The organism is Anaeromassilibacillus sp. 1001302B_160321_C8 (assembly GCF_015554745.1).
GTDB lineage: Bacteria > Bacillota > Clostridia > Oscillospirales > Acutalibacteraceae > Anaeromassilibacillus > Anaeromassilibacillus stercoravium.
Genome location: NZ_JADNJD010000002.1, coordinates 22,735 through 38,240, shown reverse-complemented (window position 1 = coordinate 38,240; position 15,506 = coordinate 22,735). Strand labels below are relative to the sequence as shown.

At 44.7% G+C, this 15,506-nt stretch carries 14 protein-coding genes; 6 read left to right on the top strand and 8 right to left on the bottom strand.

Translation table 11 applies throughout. The annotated features are described in order from the left end of the window. Positions 1-198 precede the first annotated feature (198 nt). The 8 genes from I2E77_RS01585 to I2E77_RS01550 form a co-directional block, all read right to left on the bottom strand. Positions 199-1,995, bottom strand: coding sequence for an AAA family ATPase (locus I2E77_RS01585; RefSeq protein ID WP_195450490.1), 1,797 nt, complete (start codon positions 1,993-1,995; stop codon positions 199-201). Between the two features lie 102 nt (positions 1,996-2,097). Then, on the bottom strand, positions 2,098-4,062 hold the full coding sequence (locus I2E77_RS01580; protein WP_195450489.1) for a DUF2075 domain-containing protein: 1,965 nt from the start codon (positions 4,060-4,062) through the stop codon (positions 2,098-2,100). 15 nt (positions 4,063-4,077) lie between these two features. Then, positions 4,078-4,470 carry a very short patch repair endonuclease gene (locus I2E77_RS01575; protein WP_442858913.1) on the bottom strand — a complete coding sequence of 131 codons (393 nt, stop codon included), beginning with the start codon at positions 4,468-4,470 and terminating at the stop codon, positions 4,078-4,080. Positions 4,471-4,498: 28 nt separating this feature from the next. After that, positions 4,499-6,118, bottom strand: coding sequence for a DNA cytosine methyltransferase (locus I2E77_RS14125; protein WP_195450487.1), 1,620 nt, complete (start codon positions 6,116-6,118; stop codon positions 4,499-4,501). Positions 6,119-6,139: 21 nt separating this feature from the next. After that, positions 6,140-8,215 carry an AIPR family protein gene (locus tag I2E77_RS01565; RefSeq protein ID WP_195450486.1) on the bottom strand — a complete coding sequence of 692 codons (2,076 nt, stop codon included), beginning with the start codon at positions 8,213-8,215 and terminating at the stop codon, positions 6,140-6,142. A 2-nt stretch (positions 8,216-8,217) separates the two neighbouring features. Then, on the bottom strand, positions 8,218-9,159 hold the full coding sequence (locus I2E77_RS01560) for a PD-(D/E)XK motif protein (protein WP_195450485.1): 942 nt from the start codon (positions 9,157-9,159) through the stop codon (positions 8,218-8,220). Then, a complete protein-coding gene (locus tag I2E77_RS01555) occupies positions 9,156-11,888 on the bottom strand; it encodes a Z1 domain-containing protein (protein ID WP_195450484.1) in 2,733 nt (910 codons plus the stop codon). Before I2E77_RS01555 ends, I2E77_RS01560 begins: the two co-directional genes overlap by 4 nt. Beyond that, positions 11,888-12,331, bottom strand: coding sequence for a hypothetical protein (locus I2E77_RS01550; RefSeq protein WP_195450483.1), 444 nt, complete (start codon positions 12,329-12,331; stop codon positions 11,888-11,890). The genes I2E77_RS01555 and I2E77_RS01550 overlap by 1 nt, the downstream gene beginning before the upstream one ends. 261 nt (positions 12,332-12,592) lie before the next feature. Between I2E77_RS01550 and I2E77_RS01545 the strand changes: the two genes are divergently transcribed. The 6 genes from I2E77_RS01545 to I2E77_RS01520 all read left to right on the top strand — a co-directional run bounded on the left by I2E77_RS01545 (position 12,593) and on the right by I2E77_RS01520 (position 15,471). Next, positions 12,593-12,970 (top strand): TnpV protein, encoded by a 378-nt coding sequence (locus I2E77_RS01545; RefSeq protein ID WP_002586617.1) that lies wholly within the window; start codon positions 12,593-12,595, stop codon positions 12,968-12,970. Between the two features lie 127 nt (positions 12,971-13,097). Next, the gene (locus I2E77_RS01540) at positions 13,098-13,406 is read left to right on the top strand and encodes an ArsR/SmtB family transcription factor (protein WP_002586618.1); all 309 of its coding nucleotides are present in this window, start codon (positions 13,098-13,100) and stop codon (positions 13,404-13,406) included. Between the two features lie 88 nt (positions 13,407-13,494). Continuing rightward, positions 13,495-14,508, top strand: coding sequence for a permease (locus I2E77_RS01535; protein WP_195450482.1), 1,014 nt, complete (start codon positions 13,495-13,497; stop codon positions 14,506-14,508). An 18-nt stretch (positions 14,509-14,526) separates the two neighbouring features. After that, positions 14,527-14,907, top strand: coding sequence for a thioredoxin family protein (locus I2E77_RS01530; protein ID WP_074141146.1), 381 nt, complete (start codon positions 14,527-14,529; stop codon positions 14,905-14,907). Positions 14,908-14,909: 2 nt separating this feature from the next. Continuing rightward, positions 14,910-15,302, top strand: coding sequence for an arsenate reductase ArsC (locus I2E77_RS01525; protein WP_002586621.1), 393 nt, complete (start codon positions 14,910-14,912; stop codon positions 15,300-15,302). 1 nt (position 15,303) lies between these two features. After that, entirely contained in the window at positions 15,304-15,471 is a 168-nt protein-coding gene (locus I2E77_RS01520; protein WP_087301850.1) for a cysteine-rich KTR domain-containing protein, read from the top strand. The last annotated feature ends 35 nt before the right edge of the window (positions 15,472-15,506 follow it).

Below are 15,506 nucleotides of genomic sequence, written 5' to 3'. Positions count from 1 at the left end.
AGGTCGTGATTTTCTGTCAGTTTTTGTGGCGATTTCCGCGTGTTTTGTTCAGCAGAAACGGCGATAAAATGGAGCGGCGTATGATTTCACATCTGACGCATGCAAGGCAATACAGGAAAGAAAAGCGGCTGTTTTGAACCTTTTTCATTGCTGAACGAAGGCCGCCGCCCAAGCTTCTCAGCCCGGACGGCGGTTACATTACGTTTTCACGATGTTCCGCAGGTATTCTTCCACGTTCTGGTATTGGATGCCCTCAATCACTCTGTTTTCACCGCGATAGAGAACCGTTTTCCCGGTGATGGGACCGTAACGGTGCTCGGCCTGAGCGCACTTTTCTTCGTCGATCAGATGCCGATACTGCTGAGGCGCAATTTCTGCGCTGTGCTTGATCTCAAAGATATGGCAGGAACCGGCGACAGGGTCAAACACCACCATGTCGAACTCACCCACAGGAAATTGCAGGACAAATACCTGCTTTTTGGGGTTCGCCAGCTTGGTTTCCAGCAGGACAATGTCTTCCAGCATCCGGCCTCTGATCTCGGACAGAATGCGCTCCTGAACAGCGGTACGCTCCGGCAGAGACAGAGCACTGAATGTCTCATCCAGCAGCAAGCTGCGGATCAGCGCATCGGCCTGCGCGTAGCGCAGACCGGGCTGCGCGATTACCGTTCGGCTGGACTTTGTGCTTACATCCGGCAGATGCAGCACATCAATCTCCTGTGTCAAATCCAACAAGTCCAGATATTCTTTGATCTCTGCCGCGTGAATATCCTCCAGCTTCACCGTCTGCTCTGCTTTGTTGCGGATTTCCAGCAATTCACGCAGGCTCTCTGTAACAGCCGCAAGGTCGATGCGGTCAAGGATGTCCGTTGGGTTTTGGCGGTCCCGGCGCAGATTGCTGGCTGAAATACCCAGATCATGGGACTTAAAGTCCTGCGTCAGCACCTCCAGTGTGAAGCGGTGGTTGATATCTTCCACCACACGATTGATGGCGCTGGTCAGCTCATTCCTGTCATACAAATCCCGTAAGTGCCGGAAATGCCCCTCGTACTGGTAGCAGAGCAGAGAATGCTGGATGTTGCGGGCAATGGCCGTGTCCACATACTCATCGGCGCTTTTTTTGCTGGCAAACGTAGAGGTTTCGTTATAGTGAACACCGCCGAGGCTCATGGTGCCGCCGAAGCGGATGTATTCATCAATGCCGTGGATACCAAGAACAGACTCAAACTCGCGGTAAGGGATGAATGTCGTGTGCAGCAGAATACAGCGGTCGTAGAGCTGCTCATCCTCCGTGAACAGGAAGCCCAGCGAATCCGTGCCGGACAGCACGATTTTCATTCCGCAGGCGGCAAACACATCGGAGAACAGCGCCGCGCCCTCAATAAAGTCCTCCATCAGTGTTACTTCGTCGAGAAACACATAGCGGAAGCCCTGTTCCTCCAACGCCTTGAGATCGCGGTTCACATCAGCCAGTGTGTCTCTTGCTGTGATTTGAATGAAAGCTGCTTTCGAAAGCTCTGCGTCGCTCATCTCTACGAAGATCTGACGGATCATGGTTGTTTTTCCCGTCCGGCGCAAACCATAGAGAATGAACACTTTATCATGCTGCTCTCCGTAAATATAGTCATGCAGCTGCCGGAAGCATTCGCGCTTGCGATATTTGCGTACAGAGGCAGAAAAGGTACGCAGTGCCTCGCCAGTGCGGATATTCGTTGCAAAGGTATGTGCAGAGACGGCAGATACGGATTTCTTGGGCAGCTGCTTCTGCAGCACCTTCAGTTCTTTTTCCAGTGCTTTTCGTCGCTCAACCTGTTTCTGGAAAGAATCCACCTCTTCTGCAGGAATATACTTCTCCCGGCGCTTCTTGTCCTCTGTCCAGCGGTGATAGAAATACACATTGCCGTTGATCGCCTTCTTTGTGACAGACCCAGCAGGCAGCTCTGCAATCTGCTGTTCCAGATCAGCAATCTTGGCTTGCAGTTCAGACAGTTCCATGGTACACCTCCCCGGTGAAACTATTATATGCAAAATTATACCTCATTATACCCTCGAAATCAAGGGTATAATGGGGTATAAGTATAAATTCTTCCACTACCACTACATAAGTTCTTTAATTCCGCAACTTCGCAGGTATTTGTAGATATCATCATAATAGGCAGAATCTCTCGTTGGATCATCCTCTGGATCTGTGCCGCTCGGCACAAATATTATCATACCCTGACGTGCTCTTGTCATCAAAACGCGGTATGCATTCTTTAAATACTTTTGCTGCTGCATATTATTTACGTGATTCCAATGAGTTCCTCTAAATTTGAAATAGTCAAAACCTTCGCCAGACCGGCGCAGATCTGCATCCCATGCAAGTATACTATAATCTATTTCAAGACCTTGTACCTTGAATTCAGAAGCAGCCACTTCAAGGAAGTATGACGAATCCACATTGTCTTTTTCATTCAAAAACCATCCCACGTGGTTAATAACAGATGGAACCCAAATGCCAATGCCGCGCAGACGTTTTCCCTCAGAACTGGCCAATAATCCATATCGCTCAGTTCCTCTTGCCTTCTTGCGAATCCATTCTTTTGCTTTGTCTAAGTCACGAGTCAATATAATAGGGTAATGTATACTTAGTTCTGAATAAACGGCAGCTGCAGCGCTAGGTTCATTATCAAGAAGCAGCTTTACAAATTCGGCCAGTTTCTCGCTTCGGAAAGAACGCAGAGAAACTCCCAGATGCAAAGCAGGTCTAAGGCTGTATGAACATCCCGTCAGCAATTCTTCAATTGAAGAGTTTCCAACATACTCAGAATCGGTCATCTTGTCTGAAAGATAAATATGCCAATTTCTAAATTTATTCTGCAAAGCTCTGAACCAATCAATAATTCCTGCTTCGCCATTATATATTTCCTGACCGCCTCCAACCAAACAAACAATTATTGCCCAGTCTTGATGTCGATCCATGATGCGAATTAAGAATTCAGGTTCAGATTGATTAAACGCATCAACACCCTTCTTTCGCTTCATAAAATCGGTTAAGCTTTCTTCATTCCAAGCACGCTGTGCTTCATCAAAAATGGCCACTTTTTCGGCTGGGGGATTATTCGTTGTAAGCGCTTCATCTCTGAACCGGTGAATAATCTGGATGAATGCTTTAGTTTCCTTTTTTGCTTCTGCAATCGTTATTCCCGTGCGGTTTGATCTATCCTTAGCTAACGCAGCTTGAAGGATATCTACGAGAGGGCCGTTTCCAGAGAGAAAAACTGCATGCTCATCTGCATCAAAATTGTGACGTTCATTTGCAATATTTAGCCCAGCCAGTGTTTTTCCGGCACCCGGAACGCCAGTTACAAAGCAAATTGCTTTTTTGTGGTTTCTTTTGCAGTCATCAATTATCTGATTGATTGTTTCCGTTGTAGCCGTCAAATTATATGTGCCTGCATCATTTCGAGAGATGTCCCTCACTGAATGATTGCGGTACATTGCCTGTGCTGCTTCTATAATAGTTGGCGTAGGAGCATACCTGGAATTGATCCAATCCATCATAGATAAGTCTTGATCCTGAACAGAAGAGAGTACGGAGTTAATAGTTAATCCAATATTATCCTTCGTGCATTTGAGCACATCTGAGATTTTGTCTTCCATAAAGCTGACTTCATTACAAACAGAAGGTGCTTCTGTTGGAATACTGATAGGAATAATATATCGATCTGCACTCAGTTCGTGAAAGTATTTCAAATCAAGAGCATAATCCATAACCTGATCTGCTGTCGACTTTCTGTACTCTCTGTCACCGACCTTAAATTCAAGCAAAAAGATCAAACCGTGAATGATGCACACTACATCAATTCGGTGACCCATTCTCGGAATTGTGTACTCGAACGCAATATCACCGTTTTCAACTGAACGCAACTGGTCCTGTAAAATATCTATTTCTTTTCGCCATGCATTTTTCTGGAGATCGGTAGTAGAAAACTCATCAGAAACCATAAGTTTTCCAAGAAGCGTTTCTGGTTTTTCATCCACAAATTCTCTTATTCTTGCAGAATAATACGCTCTTTGCATAATTCTCCCTTCAAATTATACCGAAGGTTGCTTCCCTGACGTTATTTGCAAAATGACTCGTTCCATCGTTCCTTCAAAAACTTTCTTTTTTAACTCACATTCCCATATCGTAATAACATTCCATCCCATGCTCGACAATTCTCTGCAGTTATTTTTGTCTCGTTCAACATTCCTTAGAATCTTCGGCTTCCAATATTCTTGATTGGAGGAAGGCCATACGAATCTTGGGCAATCATGCTTATGCCAGAAGCATCCATTCACAAAAATGACCGTTTTATACTTAGGAAGTACTATATCCGGACAACCCGGCAGTTTGTTCACATTCTTACGATATCGGAATCCTTTTGAGAAAAGATACTTGCGCACAATTTCTTCGGGTTTCGAATTCGTGCTGCGAATGCGGGACATATTCATGCTTCGGACTTCTTTGCTATGGTTATCCGCCACACTGTTCACCTTCCGGCAAATTGTCTTTCAAAATTTTTGCCAGCTTCTTTGCAATAGACTTAGCCATAATCGGCGGCACAGCATTTCCCACTTGTTGGTACTGTTTATCCTTTGAACCGCAAAACACAAAACTATCAGGGAAAGTCTGAAGTCTGGCAGCTTCTCGAACGCTGATTGCGCGATCCAGCGTTGGGTGAATCCACATAGATTTTCTCACATTAACAACCGTACCGCTTGGTTCGTCATAGTTCAATCTCAGATAGATTGTATTCTGCGTACGTGCGGCATCTGTATAGGTATTCATTTTAAGTGATTCATCCAGCGCATGGAAATTTTGCCCTTGCTTCAGCGCGCGGAATCTTTCCATAGCGATATCTGTCGTTTTCGTGACAATATGATTTCGAAGAACTTCAGCATTACGCAGAGCAGAGGCTAATTCGTTCAGGTTTTCCTTACGCTCAATACGGATACCGTCATTATCATCTTCGAGGTCAAATACTGGCGCAACATCTTCCAGATCACTGATAGCGTCTCGTACTGTTCGATATTCATCTGCATCGAAACGGCCTTTAGGCAGAGCAACTTTTGGGGATATACTGCGTTTAATGCCAATTACAACAAAGCGCATCCGTTTCTGTGGTGCACCATAATCTGCCGCACAAAGAACCCCTTTGTCCAAAACATAATCATTCTCAGGCGCTTGCAGTACTTTCTCAAGATAGTCATAAACAGCAAAGGAGCGAATCACCGCCGCAATTCCATCTTCAACAGTATAGGCATCTACAACTATGTGGTTTTCGTATATTTCTTGTGCCTTGCTGAGCATGCGCTGAATCATAATCGCTGGTTCAATCTTACTCTTGAGTGCAGATGCATCCAGCACTCCAGAATAGTAATTTAAGACAGCTTGAAACGCGTCTGCAGAGACGCGGGAGATATGGTTATTATCAGATGATTTCGCATAGTCAGCAGCTGCAACACAAAGTTTTTTTTTGTGTTTCTCAAGCGCAGATTTCATTTTATCAAGATTCTTCGCGGCTTTGTAAATAACGTTCAGTTCAAAATAATGCTGTTCTGGCCACAAATACTGCTGAATCTTCTGCTGATCCTTGACGATCTCCAGCGCTCCATCAAACATGTACTCCGCATCCAGCAAGTGAAGAGGCGTTGATTTAACAGGAATACCGCACCTTTTAACAGTTTCAATATCGCTCTCTTCCATATAGAATCGGTGAACGTCAGACTTCAGCATGCTGACATTCTCCATAACAAAAGCCTTCGGCTTAAGTTCGAGAATAGCTCGGATATACTGCTTTACCAGCATATTATTCTGGCTGATAGCATGGTTCTTTTGACGGTTCGCATTAGAAAACCCCTGGCAAGGAGGCCCGCCAATGACTACATCTATTTCTCCGTACTTTTTCTTAATCGCATCATAGTCCGCAGTACAGACATCTCCCCGCACTTCAACACCGGGATGATTGAGGCGATATGTATCCTGCATATAAGGACTGTTCTCAAAGGCTACTTTTATATCATATTTCTGAGTCTGCATGAAGCCGAGGCTCAGGCCCCCTGCTCCTGCAAACAAGTCTACAACTTTGTACACGGCACATTCCTCTTTCTCCCGTTAAAGCTTAAAGCCCTCTGACAATGCTCGCTCGAGGAGAGCAAGAAGTCGTTGACTCTGGTAGCCGCTCGGCATTTTATTAGGGATTTGGCATGCATATTTCAACGCTATATTTTCGTCAGGTGATACCATGCGTTTCTGCATTGCAAATGCAGACAGCTTTTTCCACTGATCTGCAGAATACTCAAGTACCTTAACCTGTGCTTCTGTTTCGGAAAGCATTTTCTGATCTCTCTTTGCCTCTTTTTCTGCCGCTTTCACTTCAGTTTTTCCAATCAATACATTGGTGAATTCCGCAGGCAATGTCAGATTAATCTCCTGAACGCTCTTCCAGCAGCCATCTCGCTTACACCATTGTGTAACGTTGATGGTAGGGCGATTGGGATCAGTAATCTTATAAAAGACTTGTTCGGAGATTTGTTCCAAAACGCTTGTAAGGATTTCAGGAACACTTTGGCGCAGCCAAATGCTTTGCAAATCCAACTCCATATCCTTAAACTGTTTCCGGATTAACGTATGGAGCAGTGCCAAAGAATAGGTGACAATGTTTGCACGATAGCCCTGCTCATACCAAGGCAGCTTCGGAATTAACGCCTCCAAATGTTTAAACAAGATAACCAATGCCACAGTTTCAGTAAAATAGCGCTCATTGAACTGCGCATCATTGGACGTCCATGTTTCATCGATTAGCTCAGCAAATTTCATAAAGTTGGTCTGGGCGCCCTTGCTGACTATGTGAGGCATTTCGTTCCATGTATTGCGAACTTTGGCCAAGTCCGTCTTTGTAATAACCTTGCTTTTTGGATTTTGCAGCAGGAACTGGCGTTTTTTTGCCGGAGTGAGCCGCATCTGCGCCTGCAGGAACTGACCCTTAGCTCGTTCATAGAACCACTTTGTTTCGTACTGTGCACCAGCCTCTGCAGGAGCAAAAATTCTGCGGGAATGCTGTTCCATTCTGATGTGGAAGGGATGTGTCGAGAAGAAGTCTGCATCCGTGACCTTGTTCTGGCTGTTGGAGGACCGAGAAATATTTCGCACAAGTTCGGTAGAACGATCCATGTCGCTCTCATCGATCTCAGTAAGCTTCATCTGTACATAGATACCCTTCAGATCAGCCTTGTCTTTATGGCGAGTGTTTGAAAGCGATGCCGTTGTTTGACCTCCGTTGATGATCTGAAAGTCCCGCGCACTCACGATATGAGTTCCGTTGGCGGAACGCTCAATCTCAACATCCATCGCTGTAGCAGAAACACCATTGTTGTATGCAAAAAACATAGACGGGCATTTCAAGATAGTTTCTCTGATTTTCTTATTTACAGCAACTTTGGTAGACAAGAACGACCGAACATTACCCTCCAGCAGCTGGCTTCCATATTTATCATAAATATCTGCGAGAACCTTGCCTGGAATGATACAGAGGTAACTGTTATACTCTGCAGTTGACGCACTGCTTGCTTCCAAACAAGGAATACCTTCGGGGATATACTCGCGGAAATCGATCTCAATATTCTGACGTCCCAAATCAGAACAGCATACTCTAAACAGACGCTCGATATCCCAAATCTGACATTCAGCAGGAATTCCGCCGATGTCAAGGTTATCCAAGTTTTTAAGTGTATCACTGACATCTGCATCCGTGAAGATAAGCAGACGATATTTGCGGATTCGCTCTTTTTCAAGTCTAAGCAAATCAATCAAGTCCGCACAAGGCGTACTCATCTCGATTTCCTTATAGAGCCTGGTGTTTAACGCTTGGTCTACAAAGACACACAAACGCTGAAAATTTGTTGAAGAGGCAACCTTGCCCATTGTTCGTTCCTCTGCGCCATCGTAGTCGGCGATGATCAGGTTCATTGTATAGTCAAATTCATCCAAAACATACCCATCCACCCGATATCTCTTTCGAGTAGACGTCGTGCTTGTATAGAAAGAGGGTGTGAAATCCGGAAGCACCTCAGCTTCAATCAGATATTGGGCCATGGCTCCCACAAAAGCAGCGCAGGAACCCTCTCCGGTAGCGGCCGCCTCAGCTTTCACATTTTCAAGAAAATCTTTTCTGAATTCCTGCGCATCCATGTCTAATCCTCAACTCTCCAGCCTTCAATACCAGCTAAACTAATAGAGTACTGTGCGGCAATAATCTGCGGCATTACAGTATCAGCAGTAAGCCTTGGAAAGTCTGCGTCTACAAGGAAACGAGCTCTTCCAGAGCACACATACTTCTGTTCTCTGTATTCAGGCAGATCGATATAGCCATATCGCATCAGTTTGTTCTCCAACAGCGACAAAGCATCTCCATCTTCGTGCACCCGTGCCAGTGTAAGATCGACCTGCTCGCCAAGAGACACAGCGCCTCCTCGTTCCGGAGCGCACTTGTCGATAAACATGACGACCAACTCGCCGGGATCACTATTGTCCAGCTGCTCCAAAGAAGAAATTGTTACAGAGGAGGCAGCAACGCCGACAGACTTTACTTCATGCCAGCCATCAGCATATACGAAATCTTGGTCTGCACCATCCGGGCCTACCCATCCCTGCACTGCAGCGAATATTGGATATCCGCTGTCAATTACACCGCAAAGATAGGTTAACTCTCCCAACAGCCCCTTACGATTGCTTTCGTCCATCAAACTTTTTCGCTGATGCTCCAAAAGCTTATTCCATTGCTTGTAGCGCTTTGCAGTCAGTGCAAGTGCCGCAGTTTCGTTCTCTGCAGATTGGGAGTAGGTGATCAAATCTGCACATAGCAGCTCAAAGACACTGTCCTGCTCTACTCGCATAAGCGCAAATGAAAGCGCCCACCTCCCATCCATGCGGCGGCCTTTTGAAACCGCAATAGATTTTGAAGTTTGAAGCAGTTCCGGCTCTTTCTCAGATACAATCACTAAAGTTTTCTGATCGATCTCTTTGTAGCCGACATGCCACTCCAAAGGGTGCTTCACTTCTACCTGTATGTATCCGCCATCATAATAGCTGATGGATTTCCATTTCCCATGGAGATATTCAGCAGTAATCTTCATTCGTCTTCTTCCTCATCCGGATCCATCCAGTTTCTAAGCTCCACCATATTGACCATATAGTTCGCAGTACGAACCCCCGTGCCTGTATCTGGAAAGCCAACACCAAGAGCGAACAAATACGGAGGAACATTTTTATTCGTAGACTCTTTTTCATCCAAACGAGTCTCAATAATATGCAGCATAAGCAACGGACTGCGTTCTTTGATCAGATAGGCACTGTCCGACATATGCTTATCACCATTTTGCTCTCTGAATCGGCGCTTGGCTTCTTCGATTTCTTCCTCAGAAAGTCCAACCCTTGTGCATCCGCCTGAACCGACTTTAACCTTGGTTCCGCTGATTCGAATCATCTTATCGTCAGCGATAACAGAACGGCGCTCGGTGGCTTTAATCGACAAAACCTCGCTTCCGCATTTCAATCCGGCATCATACGCAGAGCCTTCACCATCGGCAACAAGCGCAACATCCCACGTCTCATTACTCATTTTCTCATCGACATATTCCGCCAGGGCTCTTCCTTGGAATGCCAAGTGCCACGGATGGGTTTCAAAAGCCAACAGCAACTGTACAATCATTTCCTTTGGTACTCCGCGCCAGTAATAAGGCTTTTCCTTCACATCACGCGTGCCTGCTTCTGCAAGATGATCAACAAACTCCTTGAATGCAGTTTCGTTGGACTTGAGAATGTCCAAATTAGCCTTCAACCTCGGTGTTTCAAGAAGCTTACCGGAGACAGTGACGGGACGGCTTACCTGCGTGGCAGAACGCATCTTGTTGCGCGCTGTTGCAATCAGCGAATTCGGATCCTGACGAACTTTTAAACCGAATTCCATCGGTGTCTGGTTCGCCAGTTTCATCTTTGCAATTTCGTCCTTAAGTTCATTGGCAGCTCTCGTGATATATCCATACCAGTCAATAGCTTCTTCGGACATCCAAATGCGGAAAAGATCGTCGTAGTTTGGACGATAGCCGAACCACCGTCCCATCTGCAGAAGGGTATCATACATCTGTGATCTGCGGTAGAAATAGCTGACACCTAAACCTTCCAAAGTCAATCCTCTGGACAGACTGTTTCCGCCAATTGCAATTACCCTGAGGCCATCATCTTTATGATTGAAATAATCCAAACTGGTTGCACCGGTTTTTTGGTTTACAGCCCGTGCTGCGATAGGCGCAACAGCTCGATTGAGGTATTTCGTACATATTTCGTCCCAACTCACGCGGCTGATTGCTTCCAATTTATGCTTATCCCAAACTTTGCGGAGGTAACGAAGATTGCTGATTTTCTCACGCTGGGCAGAAGGCAGTGCAGCGTAATTCTGCACATCGGATTTCATCTGAACGAGCCATTCATTTACCGCCTCGGCGATGCGGTTCTGAACGTCAGTGAATCTGCTGACATGGATCATCATTGACCGATGTTCTGTATAGTCTCCTCGCAAATCGCGAATCGCATTAAACAGCAGAAAGTACGCCATAGCTTCATACAGACTGGGCGGGAGTGCATCAACTTCGAGATCTTTTTTGTGGGTAAACGGGAAAAACAAATCCATCTCATCACGCCGCAGCGGGATAAGTGCATTCGAAAAGCTGGGCTCATCACCAAAAATCTTGTCTGCTCCAATATAGTTGGTAGGAGGAGCCAGTGAATAGATGAAATCCCTCGGGAACAAATCATCGCCTATCATCTCATCTTCCGTTTCCGGATTAATGAAAATGTTAGCGAAGGGGGTTGCAGTAATGCCAAGGTAAGATGCCTGATAGAACTCATGAAGCAGCTTTCTGATACAGGCGTTAACCGCAGCAGGGCTGTCGTCCTCGCTGCGGGTGTTTACCGACGCATTATCAGCCTCATCGTCAATCAGCAGCATAGGAAGCATAATCTTGCCGGTGGTGTCATCTCTGCTCTTAGACAGCCATTTAATTAAATTGTTTAGAATTCGCTTATTCTTTTTTACAACCAAAACGACTGGATCAGAAACACTTTGGAGATTCAGATCGTTGCTTTTCAGAACGTTTATATCGAAATCCTTAGAGACAGATGTGAACGCAGCGATGCGCTTCTGCACGCCATAGCGTCCAACACCTACAGGAAGATTTTTAATTTCCTGTTCAGCCTTCGGATCCAGATAATATTCACTTTTGCGTCCGGAGAACTCAGCATCCAAGCGAGACTGTGTCTGCTGGCGCAGATTTTCCATCATACCTGCCAGAACAATAATGATCCTATATCCTGTATCAGCAGCTTTATTGCTGATAGCTGTATAGTTAGCTGTTTTGCCAGACTGAACATCCCCCAATACAAGTCCGCGGCGCTGGAAGGGCTCGCTGCTTTCTGGATCGCCAAGCAAATCGACAATTTCGTCGGAAACTTTGTCCAGAGTAGCAGTAACACGCGGGTTCCAATGCTTGATTTCTTCAAGATACTTTTTATAGCGGCTCCAGAAGAAGAAATCTAAATCCGCTCTTCTCGCCGGGAGCCAAGATTTATGCGGAGTATTCCTGTCGTTGATAAACACGCCCACATCCATCTGAATAACAATCGAAGCACGAAGCCGAACCAGAATGTCAGCAAATTCATCATCCGTCACCGCAAATGCGCTCATATTCGCACGCATGGTCTGCGCCAAATTAATAAACTCCTCCTCGGTGGGTGGGACTTCTTTATACTGTGTACTGACTGCTGCAGAAATCACATTCTCAAGCATCGCAATATTGGGATTAGACATTAGCTCTCCTCCTCTGCTTTTAAATCATGAAGCACATCGGGGTACAAGCAGAATGGCTCGGTGTGCTCAAGTCTTTCCAGCATCTCCAGTCTAAGGATGCTGCTCGGCACAGCAGATAACATTTGCTCCAATGTTTTCCGCATTTCCGCTTCTTCTATTTCGGTATCATTTTCGATCTTTTCATCATTATTCAAATCAACATACAGCTGGTTCAGAGGGATGCTGCGTTCAATATACCGAAGCAGACTCTCAAGTTTCGTACGGGCTTCTGGAACATCTGCAATAATCTGATCCACCAGCGGGTGGTCACGATTGATCTCATAGGCAACACCGCTGCCCGGAGTTTTCAGCCTCGTCCATATATGCTCTACTGTATCAGAAGTCTCTTTTTTCCCTCTGAATGTCCAAGTCCGCTTGCTCTTATCTGCAATACGATCAATCACAATTTGAATATCAGTAAATTATGACCTCTCAACAGAGGTTACAGTGTTTTAATAAAATCCTCCAAAAGCCTTGAAAATAAAGGATTTATCGCAATGTGTCTGCCTTATCTCTTTATACGGTTACACACAAGTTTACTCTTTCCCTCATTGCTCATAAGGGCAAATACAAGGGCAAGAAAATCTCATAACAAGATATAACAAAGTGTGGCAATCGGAGAACTGTGATGTATGTGCGAATATATTATAACGGAGGATTTTTCAATGGACAAGTACATTTACGATGATAAAAATGGTCTGTGGTATGAACTGCAAGGAGATTATTATATCCCATGTCTTATCTTACCAGCCGAAAAAGAACAGCCTATTGGTTTGTGGGGACAGCGGCACTTGCGGTATCTGAAAGAATACCGCCGAGCCACCTACATAACCTTGTTCACAAGCGGCAGACTGAACAATTACCTTGCTGACATCGACAGGCAGGCGCAGGAACGCATGGAAAGGCTCACAGAGCAGATGAAACGGGTGCAGGGTATTACGGAGCAGTTAAAGGCGGAAAACGCTTTGGAATGGACACAGAGAATGAATAACATACGGGCGTGTGCAAAGGAGATTGTGGAAAAAGAAATCATCTTTGCATAAGAAGACAGCGGTAGGATTTAGTTTTCCTACCGCTGTTTCACTTAAATCAAAAAAATATATTGACATTTTTCTATGTGTTGCATATAATAACACATAGACATTTATCTATAGGAGGTGATTGAGAGAGATGGATGAAAAAAGAATTGCGGCAATTTTCAAAGCGTTTTGTGATGAAAACCGCATTAGGATTATAAAACTGCTGCGTTCAGGTGAAAAATGTGCTTGCAAGTTGCTAGAAGAAATCAATGTCACGCAGCCTACGCTTTCCCACCATATGAAAATTCTTTGTGACGCTGAAATAGTTGTCGGGCGCAAAGAGGGAAAATGGACACACTATTCTATTTCAGAAAAAGGTGTGGAGCAGGCAAAAGAATGTTTGCGGCAGTTGACAACACTTGATGTTGAAAGCGAAAACAAGTCGTGCTGTGAAAAGTGAGGAAGTTTATTGATTGCTTTTCCGCACGGCTTATATTCGGGACGATAAATCGACATATTTCAATATGACTATATGAAAGGAGCTTTTTATGGAGGCACTAAAAACAATTTGGGACTTTTTTCAAAATGAAGTCCTCGGTATGAACTGGCTGAATCGTCTCATTGAAACAATTTTGAACGCTTGCGGTTTAGATACCACGGGCAAAATAGGAGCGAGTATTCAGTTTTTCATCTATGATACCATAAAAATTATGGTACTGCTTGGCGTTTTGATTTTGATTATCTCGTATATTCAAAGTTATTTCCCGCCCGAAAGAGCAAAAAAGATACTCGGCAGATTTCACGGCATATGGGCGAATATCATCGCAGCTCTGCTCGGTACGGTAACACCGTTTTGCTCGTGTTCCTCTATTCCGCTGTTTATCGGATTTACAAGCGCAGGCTTACCACTTGGAGTTACATTCTCCTTTTTGATTTCTTCGCCGATGGTTGACCTCGGAAGCCTTGTCTTACTGATGAGTATTTTCGGCTGGAAAGTTGCTGTTTTATATGTAATATTCGGTTTAGTAATCGCTGTGGCTGGCGGAACGATAATTGAAAAGCTGCACCTCGATAATCAAGTGGAAGAATATATCCGAAACGGTCACTCAATTGATGTTCCGCAGGAGGAGCTGCATTTCAAAGACCGTATGAAATTTGCGTGGGAACAGGTTGTTGAAACCGCTAAAAAGGTTGCTCCTTATGTTCTGATTGGCGTGGGCATTGGTGCTTTCATTCACAACTGGATTCCTGAAGAATTTATTGTCAAAGCACTTGGCGAAAATAATCCGTTTGGCGTAATTCTTGCTACGATAGTAGGTATTCCGATGTATGCGGATATTTTCGGTACAATTCCGATTGCAGAAGCCCTGCTTGCAAAAGGTGCTTTGCTCGGCGTTGTCCTTTCCTTTATGATGGGCGTTACTACGCTTTCGCTCCCTTCAATGATTATGCTTCGCAAGGCGGTCAAACCGAAACTGCTTGGTATTTTCATTGGAATATGTGCTGCTGGTATTATTATTGTAGGCTATCTTTTCAACGCAATACAATATTTAATTGTTTAATTTTAGGAGGTTATTATTATGGCATTATTTAACTTTGGAAAGAAAAAGGAAGAAGAAAAGAAAACACCTGCTTGCGCTTGTAGCTGCGGTTGTGCTGCCAGCGAAGCAGAAAGCATTACAAACGATTGCTGTCCTGATTTGAAAGAGGGAGAAATCTGCTGTATCAAAGTGTTAGGGGCAGGTTGTAAATCCTGTCACGAACAATTTGAATACACAAAGCAGGCAGTAAAGGATATGGGACTTTCCGTAGAGGTCGAATACATTACCGATATGCAGAAAGTAATGGAATACGGTGTTATGAGTATGCCTGCCCTTGTTGTCAACGAAAAGGTTGTTGCTATGGGTAAGGTTTTGAAAGCTGCTGATGTGGTTGCTCTGCTGCACAAGCTGGGGTTTTAACGATGGATAAGAAAAAGGTAGCCTTTATTTGTGTGCATAACTCCTGCCGCAGTCAGATTGCAGAAGCACTTGGAAAACATTTGGCGGGAGATAAGTTTGATTTCTATTCTGCCGGAACAGAAACAAAATCACAAATCAATCAGGACGCTGTGCGGCTTATGAAACAGCTTTATGGGATAGATATGGAGCAAAGCCAGTATAGCAAGACGATTGATAAAATCCCTACGCCCGATATTGCGATTTCAATGGGGTGTGATGTCGGTTGTCCCTATATCGGTAGAGCGTTTGATGATAATTGGGGACTTCCCGATCCGACGGGCAAAAGTGATGAATGTTTTATACAGGTCATTGAGAGAATATCTCAAAAAATAAAAGACTTGAAATTAGAAAAGTAACATGAAAGCTACAGAATGGATATTATGCCCTATCTGCGGCAATAAAACTCGTACAATGATACGGGAAGATACAGAATTAAGAAACTTCCCCCTCTACTGTCCGAAGTGCAAAAAGGAAACAATCATCAATGCTCAGGATATGAAAGTCACACTTGCAGAACACAAATAAGATTTTTATGTATGCCGCCGCATGGGTAATACCAT